At 59.5% G+C, this 16,469-nt stretch carries 14 protein-coding genes; 9 read left to right on the forward strand and 5 right to left on the reverse strand.

Annotated elements, in window-relative coordinates; genetic code table 11:
• Positions 1–124: 124 nt before the first annotated feature.
• The 4 genes from AN476_RS05995 to AN476_RS06010 form a co-directional block, all read right to left on the reverse strand.
• Entirely contained in the window at positions 125–1,249 is a 1,125-nt protein-coding gene (locus AN476_RS05995) for an extracellular solute-binding protein (protein ID WP_054460077.1), read from the reverse strand.
• 321 nt (positions 1,250–1,570) lie between these two features.
• The gene (locus AN476_RS06000) at positions 1,571–2,410 is read right to left on the reverse strand and encodes an EamA family transporter (RefSeq protein ID WP_054460078.1); all 840 of its coding nucleotides are present in this window, start codon (positions 2,408–2,410) and stop codon (positions 1,571–1,573) included.
• 58 nt (positions 2,411–2,468) lie between these two features.
• A complete protein-coding gene (locus tag AN476_RS06005) occupies positions 2,469–4,148 on the reverse strand; it encodes a Na/Pi cotransporter family protein (protein WP_054460079.1) in 1,680 nt (559 codons plus the stop codon).
• 1 nt (position 4,149) lies between these two features.
• Entirely contained in the window at positions 4,150–4,956 is an 807-nt protein-coding gene (locus AN476_RS06010) for a DeoR/GlpR family DNA-binding transcription regulator (RefSeq protein WP_054460080.1), read from the reverse strand.
• Between the two features lie 197 nt (positions 4,957–5,153).
• On the opposite strand from AN476_RS06010, the gene AN476_RS06015 reads away from it, so the two are divergent.
• Both AN476_RS06015 and AN476_RS06020 read left to right on the forward strand, forming a co-directional pair.
• Positions 5,154–6,710 (forward strand): alkaline phosphatase family protein, encoded by a 1,557-nt coding sequence (locus AN476_RS06015; protein WP_054460081.1) that lies wholly within the window; start codon positions 5,154–5,156, stop codon positions 6,708–6,710.
• A gap of 118 nt (positions 6,711–6,828) precedes the next feature.
• The gene (locus AN476_RS06020; RefSeq protein WP_054460082.1) at positions 6,829–8,091 is read left to right on the forward strand and encodes a glycerate kinase; all 1,263 of its coding nucleotides are present in this window, start codon (positions 6,829–6,831) and stop codon (positions 8,089–8,091) included.
• 9 nt (positions 8,092–8,100) lie between these two features.
• Here the strand turns inward: AN476_RS06020 and hpaR are convergent, their stop codons facing one another.
• Entirely contained in the window at positions 8,101–8,535 is a 435-nt protein-coding gene (hpaR, locus tag AN476_RS06025; RefSeq protein ID WP_054460196.1) for a homoprotocatechuate degradation operon regulator HpaR, read from the reverse strand.
• 146 nt (positions 8,536–8,681) lie between these two features.
• Here hpaR and hpaD point away from each other — a divergent pair, with 146 nt between their 5' ends.
• The 7 genes from hpaD to AN476_RS06060 all read left to right on the forward strand — a co-directional run bounded on the left by hpaD (position 8,682) and on the right by AN476_RS06060 (position 16,347).
• A complete protein-coding gene (hpaD, locus tag AN476_RS06030; RefSeq protein WP_054460083.1) occupies positions 8,682–9,662 on the forward strand; it encodes a 3,4-dihydroxyphenylacetate 2,3-dioxygenase in 981 nt (326 codons plus the stop codon).
• 72 nt (positions 9,663–9,734) lie between these two features.
• Positions 9,735–11,144: a pyridoxal-dependent decarboxylase gene (locus AN476_RS06035; protein ID WP_054460084.1), complete on the forward strand. Its 1,410-nt coding sequence runs from the start codon at positions 9,735–9,737 to the stop codon at positions 11,142–11,144.
• Between the two features lie 192 nt (positions 11,145–11,336).
• Positions 11,337–12,512: a substrate-binding domain-containing protein gene (locus AN476_RS06040; RefSeq protein WP_054460085.1), complete on the forward strand. Its 1,176-nt coding sequence runs from the start codon at positions 11,337–11,339 to the stop codon at positions 12,510–12,512.
• A gap of 153 nt (positions 12,513–12,665) precedes the next feature.
• Positions 12,666–13,442, forward strand: coding sequence for an ABC transporter ATP-binding protein (locus tag AN476_RS06045; RefSeq protein ID WP_054460086.1), 777 nt, complete (start codon positions 12,666–12,668; stop codon positions 13,440–13,442).
• The gene (locus tag AN476_RS06050) at positions 13,435–14,184 is read left to right on the forward strand and encodes an ABC transporter ATP-binding protein (RefSeq protein ID WP_054460087.1); all 750 of its coding nucleotides are present in this window, start codon (positions 13,435–13,437) and stop codon (positions 14,182–14,184) included. Before AN476_RS06045 ends, AN476_RS06050 begins: the two co-directional genes overlap by 8 nt.
• Before the next feature lie 64 nt (positions 14,185–14,248).
• Complete coding sequence (locus AN476_RS06055) at positions 14,249–15,280, forward strand: branched-chain amino acid ABC transporter permease (RefSeq protein WP_054460088.1); 1,032 nt, start codon at positions 14,249–14,251, stop codon at positions 15,278–15,280.
• Entirely contained in the window at positions 15,277–16,347 is a 1,071-nt protein-coding gene (locus AN476_RS06060) for a branched-chain amino acid ABC transporter permease (RefSeq protein ID WP_054460089.1), read from the forward strand. The genes AN476_RS06055 and AN476_RS06060 overlap by 4 nt, the downstream gene beginning before the upstream one ends.
• The last annotated feature ends 122 nt before the right edge of the window (positions 16,348–16,469 follow it).

Genomic DNA, 16,469 nt, shown 5'->3' on the forward strand with positions numbered 1-16,469 from the left:
ATACCCCCGGCGCAAACAGGCTGTTTCTGTTCATTCAGATGTGTTCACGCGCCCCATGATCCATGGCATGGCGCCCAGGCTGGCCCCCGGAAGATCCGGGAACCAGTTTGATGTCAAAAACGGATCAGGCGCTTTTGAATTTGTTGACGAACTCAGTCCGCACCTCGGCGTACCAGGGCGCTTCAGCAGGCCATGGGTTCAGGTTGGCCAGGCTGCTGCCAGGATAGGCTTCGGCAAAGTTCTTTTTGTAGACGTCGCCCGAGAAGCTATCGGCCCCCAGAACCGGCGAGTTATAGCCATGGCTGTCGATCGCTTTGCCCGCAGGTTCCTGCTGGAAGGCATAGTCGATGAAGGCATAGATCTGCTCTTCGTTCTTGGCGCCAACCGGCATGGACATCCCGTCAACCCAGGCCATCGCACCCTCAACAGGGGCTTGATAATGCACGGGCTCACCGGCGGCTTTCAGAGCCAGTGGCGGACCATCCCAGGTCTGGCCAACAACAACACCTTCGTTCAGCAGGCCGTTTTTCTGCGTATCAGCATCGTTCCAGATCAGTTTGATGCGGTCTTTGCGCGCCATGCACCAATCGGTGATTTTGCCCCAGACTTCGCGCATGGTGTCTTCGTCACCATAGGCCGCCCAGACAGATCCCTGATCCATCTCGCCAGAGGCTTCCATGTAAAGACCGGCACCCAACATCATCGAATGAGCGCGACCCATGGTTTTGCCGGCGTTTTCTTCGGACCAAACATCACCGTAAGAAGGCGCATCGCCCGCTGGCAGCCATTTGTCGGTACGATAAGCAATGCCTTCGGTACCCCAGATATGTGGCAGCCAATGCACGCCGGACCCTTCAAAGTTCCACGCATCCGTGCCGATCTTGGCCATCGCAGGGTTCACCGCGTCGATGTTGACCTTGCTCATGTCAAAGGGCTTCAGCAGCTCCAGCGGCCCCCACTGCAGCGAACGGTTGTTGGTGGGCGAGACAATGTCAAAGCCCTGGCCCTTGGTGGCCTTCATCTTGTTGATGATTTCCTCGTTCGAGCCAATACCAGTGTAGTTCACCTTGATGCCGGTCTTGGCTTCAAAGCCTTCGATGAAGGCTGGTGGCAGGTAGTCCGACCACATCAGAATGTTGATTTCACCCGAAGACGCCAGTGCGCTCTTGGAATACAGAGGTGCCGCAAGAGCAGCCGCACCGGCACTTTTCAGCAGGGTCCGGCGCGTGACGCTAGATTTGGTAGTCATATTCAAATTTCTCCCAGTTGGGTTTGTTGGTGACGTTTATTATTGTTTTTAGTCTCAAAAGAGTGCGGGGCATTGCGCCCAACAAACAGTGACAGTTTCAAAAACTGATAAGGCCAAAATGCCGCAACATCGCAAAACATGGCTCCAGTTTGTGAACAACACCGCTCGATTCCCCTCAACCCTGGGAGAATAAGGAGGTGTTGTAACAGGAGTGTGCGCCCCTAGATCCATTCCGTCAATGTAAACAGATCAACAGGATAGCAGGCCAAGGGAAAATGCCTGCCAAACCATCAGCCTGAAAACCCTGCTCTGGCCAGCAGCTCAAACGGACAGTCCGATCAGAGCCACGCCGAAGGCCATAACAACAGCTGCTCCAAGACGGCGCATCCAGTTGCCTTCCCGCAAAAAAACAAACCCAATCAAGGCGGCAAAAATCACCGAAGTTTCCCGCAGGGCAGAGACCGCCCCAAGCGGTGCAAAGTTCTTGGCAAAGAGCACCAACCCATAGGCCGTCATTGAAACAAAACCACCGGCAATACCAATTGCCCAGCTGCGTACAGGAATCTGATGCAACTGCTGGCGTTTGCGCAGCCCGATAAATCCGGCAACAAACAGATGCCCAAAGGCCCCCCAGGCCCAATAGCTGAGCGTATTGCCCGACAGGCGCACCCCCAGCCCATCGACCAGCGAGTAAAGCGAGATGCAAAACCCGGTGCCCAGCGCATAATAGAGCGCCGTGCGCCCCACCCCAGAGCGCAGCGCCCGCCAGCTGCTCAGCTGGATACCCAGACCGATCAGCGCAATGCCCACCCAGGCCTGCAGAGGCAAAAACTCACCGGCAAAGACCATCGCCCAAAGCGCCACCAGCGCCGGTACGATGCCGCGCGCAATCGGGTAGACGACGCTCAGATCACCGTGTTTGTAGGCCTGCCCCAGCATGTAGAAATAGCCAAAATGGATCAGTGTCGACAGCGCCACATAGCCCAGGCTTTCCAGTTCGGGCAGCGGCAGATAGGCCACCATGACGGCCCCGGGGATCACATGACCCAGCGCCACCAGCCCCAGGGTCGTGGTGCGATCCGAGGCGGTTTTAACAATGGCATTCCACACCGCGTGCAGCATGGCAGCAGACAGAATAATCGCGACGACAAAGGGCGTCATATTTTGGAAAACCTTTCTGTTATGGCGTCATTCGGCCTATTTAGAGCCTGAATTTGGATCAGCTGGCTTCCATTTCTTCGATCAATCGGGTCTCCAACAGCTGGCCATTCTGATAGAGTAAAGGATAAGAGACCGCTGCCACATGGCTGTTGAACTCGCGCAGCGCCCGCAGGGTTTCCAGATGAATATCCGAGGTGTCAAAGCTGTGGCGCTTATTGTTTTGCAGCCGCTTCAGGTGCCGCTTGCGGCTGTCGCGCTCCATCCGTTTCAACTCGGTTTTTTCCAGGTTGAGCAATCGCGCGCTTTCCAAATCATTGGAGATCAGCACATTCGATGCCAGCCGCAGATTGGCCATGATCGCTTCATGCATATGCAAAATCTCCGTCCAGCCCTCGCTTGAGAACCGCAGGTTCTTTTTGTTCAACCGTGCCGCCAGTACCGCCAGCCGCCGTGCCGCGACATCGCCGGCCGTTTCCAGACGGATGGCATATTCCACCATTTCGCGCGCCTGCTTCAACTCACCTTGGCTGAACCCTTCGGCGGGGATCTCTGCCACATAGGCGCGTATTCCTGACAGGCAGCTGTCCACTTCGAGGTCCAGAGCCTGCAGCGCCTTGATCTGCTCCGGGTCCCCGCTTTGATACAGATCGGCCAGCGGGCGAAACATCGTCTCCACCAGATCGCTCATCCTGAGCAGCTCTCGTTTGAGGTTGGCCAAAACCTGCGCCGAAGGACCATAGATGCCCGGCTCCAAGGCGCTTGCAGGCCTGCCCGTCAGACCGGGGTCCGGCGCGGGGGTTTCAGGCATCAGATGCCGCATCAGGGGCTCGATCCGCGCGCAGATTGGCAGTGCCAACACCAAGAGCGAACTATTGAAGGCCAGATGCACATAGACCAGCATTTGGCCACCCGCCTGGGCGCCAAACAGCTCGCCCAACAGATCGCCAGAGACCGGGGTATTGAGCAGCAAAAGGCAAATCACCGCCCAGGCACCACGCAACCCAAGGTTGGCATAGGGAATGCGCCGGGCGCTCTGGCACATACCACGGCTGAGCCAAACAGGAATGAACCCCGATCCAAAATTGGCCCCCAAAACCAGCGATAACCCGGCCTCAAACGGGATGGCACCGATCTGTACCAGGGTCACACACATCAAAATTGCCGCCACTGAAGAATGCATGACAAAGGCAAGCCCAGCCCCCACCAGAAAAGCGGTGATGTAGTCGCGCGCCAGATAGCCCGCGACGGCAGGCAGAAAGGCGCTGTCGCGGATCGGATCCATCGCCTCGCGCAGGAACCGCAGTGAAATCAGAATAAAGGCGATGCCCATCAGGATACGTCCCGCCTGCCGGGTCTTCTTTCCGTCGGTTTTGACAAAGAGATAGCCCCCCACAGCCAAGAGCACCGGCACCAGCCAGTCCAACTTGAACGACAGGATTTGGATGATCAGCGCCGAGCCCAGATCCCCCCCCAGCACAATGGCCAGACCCGTGGGAAAGGCGAGATAGCCACCGGAGGCAAACCCCGTCACCAGCAGCGTCACCGCCGCCGAGCTTTGCAGTACCAGCGCCAACCCCAGCCCGACGCCACTGGCCTGCAGCTGACTGCCGGTGCCGGTCAGCAGACGTTGAAACGAAGCCCCATAGCTGCGTTCGATACCGGTGCGCACCATCCGCACCGCAAAAAGCAGAAACATCGTGGCCCCGGCGAGGCTGATGAGAAAGGTCAGAATGGCCATGTCACGCCTCCTCGGCTGCTGGGCTGGCCAGGGCAAAAGCGACTCCCCAGTCCGTCAAAGCCCGCGCCAGCTTCTTGCCCGGCTCCCGGTCACTGACCAGGAGGCTCAAATGCTGCGGTGCAGGGCCGCGATGCGGGGCGCTTTCAGAAAATTTGGAATGGGTGGTTACCACGATTACCTGCTCAGCAGCGGCGGTGACGGCAAGCGTCAGCTCTGCCTCGGCTGGATTGTGGAACAGCAATCCATATTTGGGCGACAGCGCGTCGGCGGACAGGACCACCACATCAAAGGCAAACCGCCCCGCCTGCGCCTCGGCCACCGGACCAAAGGTGCCACGATCATCGCTGCACATTTCACCGCCCAGCAGGTGCAGCCTGTTGCCATTGTGATTGGCCAATAGCTGCGCCACACCGATAGAGTTTGTCACCACCGTCAGATTACGGCGTTGCCGCAGCGCCTCGGCCACAAAAGAGGTGGTGGAGCCCACATCGAGGAACACCGTCATGCCATCCGCGATCTTTGGTAAAACCGCTGCTGCAATCTGGGCTTTCTCATCCGGGTTCTCGCCCATGCGCCGGAAAAAACTAGGGCCTGTTTCACCAGAGCTGCGCGGCCCCACCAGATAGGCCCCACCGTGTACCCGCTCCACCGATCCGGCCTTGGCCAGTGTCTTGATGGTGCGGCGCACGGTTTCCTCTGAGACATCCAGCATCAAGGCCAGCTCAGCACTACGCCCAGATCCCCCCAGCCGCCGCAGGGTTTCCAACAGCTCAACCTCCCGGTGAGATGGCGTAGCAGGGCGCGGCATCGGGCAAAACTCCACAATATGACAAAAACATCGCACAAACTGCCGCGTTATCGCCCACAAGGCAAGTCATAATCCACAAACTTCCAACAAAGCGGTCAATTTCGGTCATGCGGGGTGGAAATGCCTCTTCCCAAATCACGAGCCACAGGCTTATCTGTGGCCAACAAGGCACCAGATCTGTCAAAGGAAGTCAGCACATGAGCAAAGATACGGCCCAGCAAAAGAACGTATTGTTCATTCTGATCGACCAGCTGCGGGCGGACTGTCTGAGCGGCGCCCTGGCAGAACACGTCGCCCTGCCAAATCTGCGGGCACTGATGGCCGAGGCGGTGACATTTGAGCAGAACTATACCGTGGTGAACCCCTGCGGTCCTTCGCGCGCCTCGATCCTGACCGGCCAATATGCGATGAACCACCGCTCGGTGCGCAATGGCACCCCGCTGCGCCATGATACCCCCACGCTGCCCGGTGAAATGCGCAAGGCAGGCTATACGCCGATGCTTTTTGGCTACACGGATACCGCGCGCGATCCACGCGTGCATCACCCCAATGATCCGGCCATTCGCACCTATGAGCAGCACATGGACGGCTTCCAGGAGATGCTGGAAATGCGGCTGGAGATGTCCTTCCCGTGGCGCTCCGATCTGATCACCAAAGGATATAAGTTCGACGACTATTGGGATCTGCACAAACCCGTCTCGCCGACTGGCGACAAGGCCAAACTGAATGATCCCGCCCCCTACCGGGCAGAAGACAGCGACACCGCCTTTCTGACCGACAAGTTTCTGGCCACACTCCCGGCCTATCAAGACCAAAGCTGGTTCGCCCATCTCACCTATATTCGCCCCCACCCCCCGCTGGTGGCCCCAGCCCCCTTTAACAGCCTCTATGATCCTGCTGATCTGCCACTGCCCAGCCGGCGCGGGACAGTTGCCGATGAATGCGACATGCATCCGTTTTTCTCCCCCACAACCCAGGCCTATACCCCGGCCTCTGCCGTCCTGGGGTTTCCGGACCTGGAACCAACGGATGACAACATCCAGACCCTGCGGGCGCTCTATCTGGGGCTGGCAAGCGAGGTTGACGCCCATATCGGCCGGGTCATGCAATTCCTGAAAGACAGCGGTCAGGAGGAAAACACCCTGGTTGTTCTGAGCGCCGATCATGGCGAAATGCTGGGCGATCGCCACAGTTGGGGTAAGTTCACGGTCTTTGATGCTGCATATAAGACACCTTTGATCATCCGCATGCCTGGCAATGCGGCGCGTGCGGGATCTGTGGTGCGCGAGATCACCGAATCCATCGACCTCACCCCCACCATTCTCGACTGGGTCGGTCAGGAAATCCCCAATGCGATGGACGGCGCCTCGCTGCTGCCGCTGCTGCACGGCGAGACCCCAGCAGACTGGCGAGACTATTCCTTTTCCGAGTTGGATTTTGGCGACCCTGAGGTGCCGACGCTCTGGCAGGAGATGCTGGGCACCTCCACCTCTGAATCAAACCTCGCCATCCTGCGAGATGGCCGGTTTAGCCTGGTGGAGTTTGCCGCTGATTTGCCGCCGCTCTTGTTTGATCATAGAGGCGCGGGCGAGATGGAGAATCTGGCTCTAATAGGCGAATTTCAGGCGGACCTGGCCCGACTCAGCCGGCAGATGCTACGCCACCGGATGCGCAATGCAGATCACAGCCTGTCACTTTACAGCATCACGCCAGAGGGCCCCCACCTCAAGCAGCGCGCCCGGCCCGGAGGCTAGACGCCTCTCTGAAAGACCTCCCCCTTGACCTCTGCCTCTGGCATCGGGCACAACCGCGACACCTTTAGCGATAACAGGGCGAGACCTCGCCCTGTGATACTGCGAGTCGGAGACCCGGATGACCAGCCTTTTGCAAGATGCCACCGCCCTGTTTGATGCCGCCGTGGCCCGTGCCAATCCGCAGATGGCGCTGCGTCAGGCGCTTCAGTCCTCTCCGGTGCAGCCACTGGACGCAGACGGCAGGCATTTCCTGCTGGCCCTGGGCAAGGCTGCCGTACCTATGATGCGCGAGATGCTGACCCATGTCCCCAACCCACATCGCGCGCTGGTCATTACCAATCCCGAAAATCTGACAGAACTTACCGGCGCGCAGGTTCTGGCCGGATCGCACCCGGTCCCGGATCAGGAAAGCGCTAATGCCGGCGCAGCAGTGATTGATTTCCTAGCACAGACCACGGCTCGAGACCGGGTCACAGTGCTGGTGTCAGGGGGCGGCTCAGCGCTGATGGTTGCACCGGCTGCCGGGCTCACTCTGGCGGACAAAGCCCAGGTTGGTCAGGCGCTGCTTGCTTCCGGGCTCGACATTAACGAGATGAACCTGGTGCGGCAGCAGCTTTCTGAGTTGAAAGGCGGCGGGGTGCTGCGCCATGCGGCACCGGCACCGGTGCAGGCCTATATTCTGTCGGATGTCATTGGCGACGATCTACGAGCCATTGCATCGGGGCCGACGGTTTCGGCCCTGGGCGACCGGACCGCAGCGCGTGCCATATTGCAACAGGCCGGGATCTGGGAAGGCCTTCCCACTTCGGTCCAGACCCATCTGACAACCACACCCAATGCCCCCCCTCTGCCCGAGGTGCAAAACACACTCATCGGCTCTAACCGGCACAGTCTGGCTGCGATGATGGACCACGCCCGCATTCTGGGCTGGCAGCCGGAACTGGTCAGCGACCATTTGGTTGGTGATGTGGCGGCGGCGGTTGAGGAAATCCTGCAAGCGGTCAAAGCTGCGTCGGCAGATCAGCCTTTGGCTCTAATTTTTGGCGGCGAGACCACCGTGCGCCTAGAGGGCGACGGGCGTGGGGGGCGCAATCAAGAGCTGGCCCTGCGCCTGGCCCAGCGTGGAGCGACAGAGCTAAGTGGGGACTGGTTGTTCCTGTCTGGCGGAACAGATGGGCGTGACGGGCCAACCGAGGCCGCAGGTGCCTTTGCGAGCCCCACAACCTGGACAGATATCGCAAAGACCGGCGCAGATCCCAAAGCCCTGCTGGCCAATAATGACAGCTATGCTGCGCTCAAAGCCGCAAAGGCCCTGCTGGTCTGCGGTGGCACCGGAACCAATGTGGCTGATGTGCAGGTGTTTTTGCGCCGGGCCGGATAACGCGCAGGGCTAGAGCTCGATTTCGTCCAGATCATTCAGCAGATCCAAGAGCGCCTCATAGCGCTCCTCGCCCATTTTCTCGCGGGTGCGGTCAACGATGGCAATGCTCGCGGCGATATTGGCCTCGATGATTTTCTCTCCCGCTGCGGTGATACGGATGATCTGGCGGCGCCTGTCCACCTTGTCGCGTTCCCGGCTGATCAGACCTTTTTCGTCCAGCTTTTGCAGAATGCGGGTCAGGCTGGGCAGCAGCAGGCAGGCCTGATCGGCAATCTCGGTGGGATCAATGCCGTCGCTTTCCTGCACCACCCGCAAAACCCGCCATTGCTGTTCCGTCAGATCCACATCGCTTAGCAGCTTGCGGATCGGCCCCATGACACGCTCGCGCGCACGGAGCAGGGCAATTGGCAAAGAACGGGCAGTCGAGGGCAATCTGTTTTTCATATCCCGTTTATCACCCATATTCCTGCCCAAAGGCAATTGCGGCGGTGATTTTTCACCATTTGACAGAGCTTTCACGAAAAGCTAAACATGTTAATAACAGTGCGTTTCCCCAATCTCCAGTCCCCTCATCACTAAGGAGCCTGCCCATGCCCGTTCCCGCCCCCGTGCTCTATCCGCCGTTCAACATCGTCCGGCTGTCCCATGTGGAATACCGCGTCACCGACCTGGCAGCCTCGCGCAGGTTCTATGTCGACACTCTGGGGCTGCAGGTCACACAGGAGGACGACAGCCACATCTACCTGCGCGCCATGGAGGAACGTGGCCATCACTGCATCGTGCTGGTACAGGCTGAAAAGGCCGAGGTCGGGGTGTTGGGTTTCAAACTTTATGACGATCCCGATCTCGACAAAGCAGCAGACTTCTTTGCCGCCAAGGGCCTGCCAGTGGACTGGGTTGAACGCCCCCATATGGGCCGGACCCTGCGCACCCGCGATCCCTGGGGGATTCCGCTGGAATTCTACGTCAAGATGGACCGGTTGGAGCCGATCCACCAGAAATACAGGCTCTATAACGGGGTAAAACCTCTGCGTATCGACCATTTCAACATGTTCTCGGCGGATGTGGATGCCTCTGTCGCCTTTTACAACGAGATCGGTTTCCGAGTGACGGAATACACCGAGGACGACGAGAGCGGTAAGGTCTGGGCGGCTTGGATGCACCGCAAGGGCGGCGTGCATGATGTGGCCTTTACCAATGGCACCGGGCCACGCCTGCATCACTCGGCTTTCTGGGTACCGACGCCGCTCAACATCATTGACCTGCTCGATCTGATGTCCACCACCGGCTATGTCGCCAATATCGAGCGCGGCCCCGGTCGCCACGGTATCTCCAACGCCTTTTTCCTCTATGTGTTGGACCCCGATGGTCACCGGATCGAGATCTATTGTTCCGACTATCAGACCGTTGACCCCGACCTAGAAGCAATCAAGTGGTCCCTCACGGACCCGCAGCGCCAGACCCTTTGGGGCGAACCTGCGCCGCGCAGTTGGTTTGAGCATGGCTCGACCTTTGAAGGGGCAGAGCCGCAGGAAAGCGCGCTCAAGGCGCAGCCGATTATTGCACCCTAACATGACCATAGGACAGCCCCCCCGTGGGGAGGGGGCTGTCCGGGCCAAGGCCCGAACACTGGAGTTTTGAAAATGAAATGGGATGAATTCTCGGACTGGGGCCGCCGCGTGGCCGACTGGGCGCAGGACTACCATCTGACCGTTGGTGACAAACCGGTCCGCGCCACTACCGAACCCGGCGATGTGCTGAATGCCCTGCCCGCCATGCCGCCCGAAGGTGGTGAGGGTATGGAGGCGATCTTTGCCGATTTTGAAGAGATCGTGATGCCGGGGATCACCCATTGGCAACACCCACGCTTCTTTGCCTATTTCACCTCAAATGCCGCCGCGCCCTCGGTCCTGGCGGAATTCCTGACCTCGGCCATCGCGCCGCAATGCATGCTCTGGCAGACCTCTCCGGCGGCGACCGAAATGGAAACCCGGATGATGGATTGGCTGCGTCAGGCGTTGGACCTGCCCGGTGAATTCCAGGGCGTCATACAGGATTCGGCCTCCTCAGCCACGCTGGCAGCGGTACTGACCATGCGCGAAAAGGCCCTGAACTGGCAGGGCAACCAACAGGGGCTGTTCGCACAGAAACCCCTGCGGATCTATTGCTCCTCTGAGGTCCATACCTCGGTGGATCGCGCCATCTGGGTCGCGGGCATCGGCCAGCAGAATCTGGTGCGGGTGCCGATCAAAGGCACCTGGCGCGGCATGGACCCTGCGGCCCTGCGCAGCGCCATCGAAGCGGATATCGCCGCCGGATTGCAGCCTGCCGGGCTGATCCTTTGTGTTGGTGGCACCGGGACCGGCGCCACGGATCCAGTGGATGAATGCCTGCAGATCGCCGAAGAATACGGGCTTTACAGCCATATCGACGCCGCTTGGGCCGGATCGGCAATGATCTGTCCTGAGTATCGCCACTATTGGCCGGGGGTTGAGCGCGCCGACAGCATCGTCTTCAACCCGCATAAATGGTTGGGCGTGCAATTTGATTGCTCGGCACATTTCCTGAAGAACCCCGATGATCTGGTGCAAACACTCGCGATCAGCCCGGAATACCTGAAGACCCACGGCAAGGATGGGATCATCAACTACTCGGAATGGTCGGTGCCGCTGGGGCGACGTTTTCGGGCGCTGAAGATCTGGTTCCTGATCCGCACCTATGGCCTGGAGGGCCTGCGCGAACGGCTGCGCAATCACATCAATTGGTCCAATAAGCTGCATGATAGGCTTGCATTAGAGCCTGATTTTGAGATCATAACCCCACCGATGTGGTCGCTTTGGACCTTCCGCTTTGCCCCCGAGGGCGCGACGGATCTGGATGATCTGAACCTGCGGTTGGTCAATGCCATCAATGATGACGGGCGCATTTATCTGACCCAGACACGGGTTGACGGCGATCTGGTGATCCGCTTCCAGGCGGGCCAGTTTGAAACCACCGAAGCCGACGTGATGATGGCCCATGCGGTCATCACAGAAATCGCCGCCACTCTCTGACGGCCTTCCCCACCCTCCCCTCGCGGCACCTTGCAGCGGGGGGAGAGGCAAAGTAAGCCTCTCGCTGTGGGAGAGCTGCGACATACGTATTTCCCTGCAATTGACCAAAACGTGAGGCCGCCGTTAGCCTGAAGGCACAGGAGCGAGACTGCGCCAGCCCTATAAATTGGCGCGCCCTCAGGGAGGAACGACATGAAACGCACTTTGCTTGCAGGAATGGTCTCTGCATTGGCGCTGGCTTCTGCCGCCGCCGCAGATATCAAAATTGCCCATATCTATGGCAAGACCGGCCCGTTTGAGGCCTATGCCAAACAGAGTCACGACGGTCTGATGCTGGGGCTGGAATATGCCACCGGCGGCACCATGGAGATCAATGGTGAGCCGATCGTGATGATTGAAAAAGACACTCAGCTGAAGCCGGAAAACGGCAAAGCGCTGCTCGAAGAAGCCTATGGCGACGACGAAGTCGACCTGGCGATTGGTCCGGTCAGTTCTGGCGTGGCTCTGGCGATGCTGCCGGTTGCTGAAGAATATGAGAAGATCCTGATTGTCGAGCCCGCCGTGGCCGACAGCATCACCGGCTCCAACTGGAACCGCTATATCTTCCGCACCTCGCGCAACTCGTCGCAGGACGCTGTGTCGAGCGCCATCGCGCTGGCCGGTGACAACGTCAAGATCGCCACCCTGGCGCAGGACTATGCCTTTGGTCGCGACGGGATCGCTGCCTTCCGCGAGGCGCTGGCAACCCAGGGGATCGAGATCGTCCACGAGGAATACGCCCCCACCGATACCACCGATTTCACTGCCGCAGGCGAACGCATTTTTAATGCGATGAAAGATCTGGACGGCCCCAAGAAGCTCTTTGTGATCTGGGCCGGTGGTGGCAACCCGCTGGGCAAGATCCACGCCATGGATCCCGGCCGCTTTGGCATCGAATTTGCCGGCGTTGGTAATATCCTCGCAGCCCTCAAAGGTTTCAAAGACTATGAAGGCATGGAAGGCGGCACCTATTACTACTATGAGCTGCCCGACAACGACGTGAACGACTGGCTGGTGAAAACCCATTTTGAGCGCTTTGACAGCCCTCCGGATTTCTTCACCGCAGGGGGCATGGCTGCAGGCATCGCCGCGGTTGAGGCGATCCGCAAGGCAGGTTCCACCGATACCGAAGCGCTGATCACCGCCATGGAAGGCATGGAATGGGAGACCCCCAAGGGCACCATGCGGTTCCGCGCCGAGGATCACCAGGCGTTGCAGACCATGTACCACTTCAAGCTGACGGTGCAGGACGGCGTGGAATGGGCGGTGCCAGAGCTGGTGCGCGAACTCTCGATCGATGAGATGCCGATCCCGATCCGCAACCAGTAAGCCTGTCTCGACCCAATGCCCATGGCCCAAGGATCACAGTCTTTGGGCCATGGTTTTCGCAGAGCGCCGCCGCGCCCTTGCCTGCCTTTTCTCTCAAGCTAGGTGCACAACTGTCCCAGTGGCAGGCCCATCAGAGAACACTCCGAGACCAAAATGACAGATCCCATTCTGAAGACCCGTGACCTGACCGTCCGATTTGGTGGCCATGTGGCCGTTGATGCCGTCACCTGCGCCTTTCATTCCGGAGAGCTCACCGCGATTGTCGGGCCCAATGGCGCAGGCAAAACCACCTATTTCAACCTGATCTCCGGCCAGATCCCCGCCTCTGGTGGCTCGGTCTCCCTGCGCGGTCAGGACATCACCCGTGCGTCAGTGTCGGCCCGTACCAAGGCCGGCATTGGCCGCGCCTTTCAGCTCACCAACCTGTTCCCCGGACTTTCGGTGCTGGAGAACCTGCGCCTGGTGGTACAGGCCAAAAAGGGACGGGGGTTCAATCTGTGGTCGATGGTATCGCGCCATCAGGACCTGATAGATGAGGCCGAAGCCATTCTGGCCCGCGTACGTCTGCTGGATCAGCGCGATCAGGTGGTCTCGGAACTGTCCCACGGCAATCAGCGCAAGCTCGAGGTTGCCCTGCTGATCGCTCAAGACCCGGATGTTTACATGTTCGACGAGCCCACCGCGGGCATGAGTGTCGACGAGGCCCCGGTGGTGCTGGATCTGATTGCCGAGCTGAAAGAGAAGAAAGACCGCAGCATCCTGCTGGTCGAGCACAAGATGGACGTGATCCGCAGCCTCGCCGATCGCATCATTGTTTTGCACAATGGCGCCCTTGCCGCAGATGGCGCCCCGGCTGAGGTCATGGCCTCAGATGTTGTCCAGGAAGCCTATATGGGCCGTGGTCTCGAAGGAATTCTCGCAGATGTCTGATGCCATGCTGACGCCAAGCTCCTCTGAACCGATCCTCCGGATCGAAGGCGTCTATACCAATATCGCCCAGTACCACATCCTGCAGGGGGTCGATCTGGTGGTGCCGCGCGGCGGTGTCACCATGTTGTTGGGCCGCAACGGAGTGGGCAAAACCACCACATTGCGCACCGTGATCGGTCATTGGCGCGCCCATCAGGGGCGGATCCTGTTTGACGGGGAAGATATCACCAAACTGCCCACCCCTGCCATTGCCCGGCTTGGCATTGGCTTTGTCCCCGAAGACATGGGGATCTTTGCCGACCTGACGGTCGAGGAAAACATGATCCTCGCTGCGGTGTCCGGCCCGATCAATTCCGCCCGGCTGGACTGGATTTTTACCGCCTTTCCACCGCTCAAGACCTTTTGGAAGTCCGACGCCGGCACCCTGTCGGGCGGGCAGAAACAGATGCTGTCGATTGCCCGCGCCATGGTCGAGGAACGCAAGCTCTACCTGATTGACGAACCCACTAAGGGCCTGGCCCCCGCGATCATCTCCACCATGGCCAAGGCCCTGAAAGACCTTAAGGATCAGGGATCTTCCGTGCTCTTGGTCGAGCAAAATTTTGCGGTGGCCAAGGCCCTGGGCGACAGTGCCAATGTGATGGATGACGGTCGCATGATCTGGTCCGGCGACATGGCAGAGCTGGCCCATGACGCCACCCTGCAAGAACGGCTCATGGGCCTCAGTCTGGAGGCACATTGAGAATGACACGAACCACAAAAACGCCGCCGCAGAAATTCCCCCCCTCAGGTTTGGAGGCTCAGACATGAGTGCCGCACCGGAACATGCCCCCACCATGGCACGGCTCTCGCTCAGCGATCGTCTTGCCCCCCATATGCCGGTGCTTCTGGTGCCCCTGCTGGCGCTGGCGGGCTTTGTCGCCATCATGAATCCGGCCAGCTGGCTCACCCTCACGGTCTCGGGGCTCGCCATGGGGATGATGATTTTTATCATGGCCTCCGGCCTGACCCTGGTCTTTGGGCTGATGGATGTCATCAACTTTGGCCATGGCGCCTTTGTTTCGGTCGGGGCCTTTGTTGGCATCTCCGTGCTGATGCTGCTGGGCCATATGACCTCCGCGCCCTCGCTGATCCTGAACCTTGCAGCGGTGCTACTGGCCGTCATCGGCGCCATGCTGGCGACCGGTGCCATGGGCTGGGCCTTTGAAAAGATCATCGTCGCACCGGTCTATGGCCACCACCTGAAACAGATCCTTGTGACCATGGGCGGGCTCATCGTGGTAGAGCAGCTGATCATCGTGCTCTGGGGACCGGAAGAAATCTATTTCAACCGCCCCGAAGCCCTGAAGGGAGCGATCACCTTTGCCGGCGCCGCAATCGAGAAATACCGTCTGGTGGCCGTTGCCGTGGGTCTTGCAGTCTTTGCCGCCATGCGCTGGGTGCTGCGCGGCACCAAAATCGGCTTGATCGTACGCGCGGGTGTTGAAAACGGCGAAATGGTACAGGCGCTTGGCTATCGGCTGAAACTGATCTTTGTCGGCGTCTTCATCGCAGGTTCTGCCCTCGCGGGACTCGGCGGTGTGATGTGGGCGCTCTATCAAGAGGTGATCACCGCCCATATGGGCAACCATGCGATGATCCTGATCTTTATCGTGGTGATCATTGGCGGGCTTGGCTCGGTCGAGGGCTGTTTCATTGGTGCCCTCCTGGTGGGCTTGATGCAGAACTACATCGCCTTCCTTGAGCCCAAAGCGGCTCTGATCTCCAATATTGCCCTCATGGTCACCATCCTGATGTGGCGTCCCATGGGTATGATTCCGGTGGTAAAAGCAAAATGATCCGTTCTCTCCTCTCCGGCGACACCCCACGCTCGCTGCCCCTCGCGCTGATCCTTGGTGGCATCCTCCTCTGCCTGGCGTTGGCCCCCTTCCTGTTCCCCGGCGTGCGCACCGTCGATACCGCCGCCCGGATCTGCATCTTCATTGTACTGGTGGCCAGCTACGATCTGCTTCTGGGGTATGGAGGTATCGTCAGCTTTGCTCATACCATGTTCTTTGGCATCGGCGCCTATGGCGTGGCTCTGACCTCGACCCATATGGGACGCGGCTTTGACGCCATCGCCATCGGCGCACTCGCCGGGGCCGGGTTGGCGGCCGCTCTGGCGCTGCTGATCGGGCTGTTTTCCCTGCGGGTGCGGGCCATTTTCTTTGCTATGATCACACTGGCCGTAGCCTCCGCCGTGGCCGTATTGGTCAGCCAGCTCTCCGGCCTCACCGGCGGCGAGGATGGGCTCACCTTTAAAACGCCGCGCGAGCTGGGACCGGCTTTCAAATTCGGCAAGGAGGCCTTTGATGGCAGGCTCTTTGGCGTCAAACTGAACGGCAAACTGCTGGCCTATTACTTTGTCTTCACCGGGGCTGCCCTCTTGTTCCTGGCCATGTTGCGGGTGGTGAACTCCCCCTTTGGGCGGGTGTTGCAGGCCATCCGCGAGAATGATTTTCGCAGCGAATCCATCGGCTACCGCGTGGTCTATTACCGCGTTGCCGCCACCTGCCTCTCAGCCGCCATTGCGGCCCTGGCGGGCTCCCTCTATGCGGTCTGGCTGCGCTATGTCGGGCCGGACACCGTGCTGTCGATGGAGATCATGATTGATATCCTGCTGATGGTGGTGATTGGCGGTATGGGCACGCTCTATGGCGCCATGATCGGAGCGACCCTCTTTGTGCTGGCGCAGAACTACCTGCAAAACCTGATGGGCGCAGCATCACATCTGGTCGAAGACCTGCCACTCTTACCCGAGCTGCTCAGCGCGGACCGTTGGCTCTTGTGGCTTGGTGTGTTGTTTGTCCTCAGTGTCTATTTCTTCCCAACTGGAATCGTGGGCCGTCTGCGCGAAAAGGCCTAGCCCGGCGGGGCAGTGCCCCAACGTCCCGCGTGTCAAGGGCCGCCATGGGCGGCCGCGCGCCAGCGCGGTTCACCCTTGACGCGCAGCTGTTCTTACAAAATCAAAAAAGGCTTCTCAGGGGC

Source organism: Phaeobacter sp. 11ANDIMAR09 (assembly GCF_001294455.1).
Lineage (GTDB): Bacteria > Pseudomonadota > Alphaproteobacteria > Rhodobacterales > Rhodobacteraceae > Pseudophaeobacter.

Bases quoted from the DNA above. Each gene is read 5' to 3' on its own strand.
- AN476_RS05995 (WP_054460077.1), bottom strand. From the start codon at position 1,249: ATGACTACCAAATCTAGCGTCACGCGCCGGACCCTGCTGAAAAGTGCC.
- AN476_RS06000 (WP_054460078.1), bottom strand. From the start codon at position 2,410: ATGACGCCCTTTGTCGTCGCGATTATTCTGTCTGCTGCCATGCTGCAC.
- AN476_RS06005 (WP_054460079.1), bottom strand. From the start codon at position 4,148: ATGGCCATTCTGACCTTTCTCATCAGCCTCGCCGGGGCCACGATGTTT.
- AN476_RS06010 (WP_054460080.1), bottom strand. From the start codon at position 4,956: ATGCCGCGCCCTGCTACGCCATCTCACCGGGAGGTTGAGCTGTTGGAA.
- AN476_RS06015 (WP_054460081.1), top strand. From the start codon at position 5,154: ATGAGCAAAGATACGGCCCAGCAAAAGAACGTATTGTTCATTCTGATC.
- AN476_RS06020 (WP_054460082.1), top strand. From the start codon at position 6,829: ATGACCAGCCTTTTGCAAGATGCCACCGCCCTGTTTGATGCCGCCGTG.
- hpaR (WP_054460196.1), bottom strand. From the start codon at position 8,535: ATGAAAAACAGATTGCCCTCGACTGCCCGTTCTTTGCCAATTGCCCTG.
- hpaD (WP_054460083.1), top strand. From the start codon at position 8,682: ATGCCCGTTCCCGCCCCCGTGCTCTATCCGCCGTTCAACATCGTCCGG.
- AN476_RS06035 (WP_054460084.1), top strand. From the start codon at position 9,735: ATGAAATGGGATGAATTCTCGGACTGGGGCCGCCGCGTGGCCGACTGG.
- AN476_RS06040 (WP_054460085.1), top strand. From the start codon at position 11,337: ATGAAACGCACTTTGCTTGCAGGAATGGTCTCTGCATTGGCGCTGGCT.
- AN476_RS06045 (WP_054460086.1), top strand. From the start codon at position 12,666: ATGACAGATCCCATTCTGAAGACCCGTGACCTGACCGTCCGATTTGGT.
- AN476_RS06050 (WP_054460087.1), top strand. From the start codon at position 13,435: ATGTCTGATGCCATGCTGACGCCAAGCTCCTCTGAACCGATCCTCCGG.
- AN476_RS06055 (WP_054460088.1), top strand. From the start codon at position 14,249: ATGAGTGCCGCACCGGAACATGCCCCCACCATGGCACGGCTCTCGCTC.
- AN476_RS06060 (WP_054460089.1), top strand. From the start codon at position 15,277: ATGATCCGTTCTCTCCTCTCCGGCGACACCCCACGCTCGCTGCCCCTC.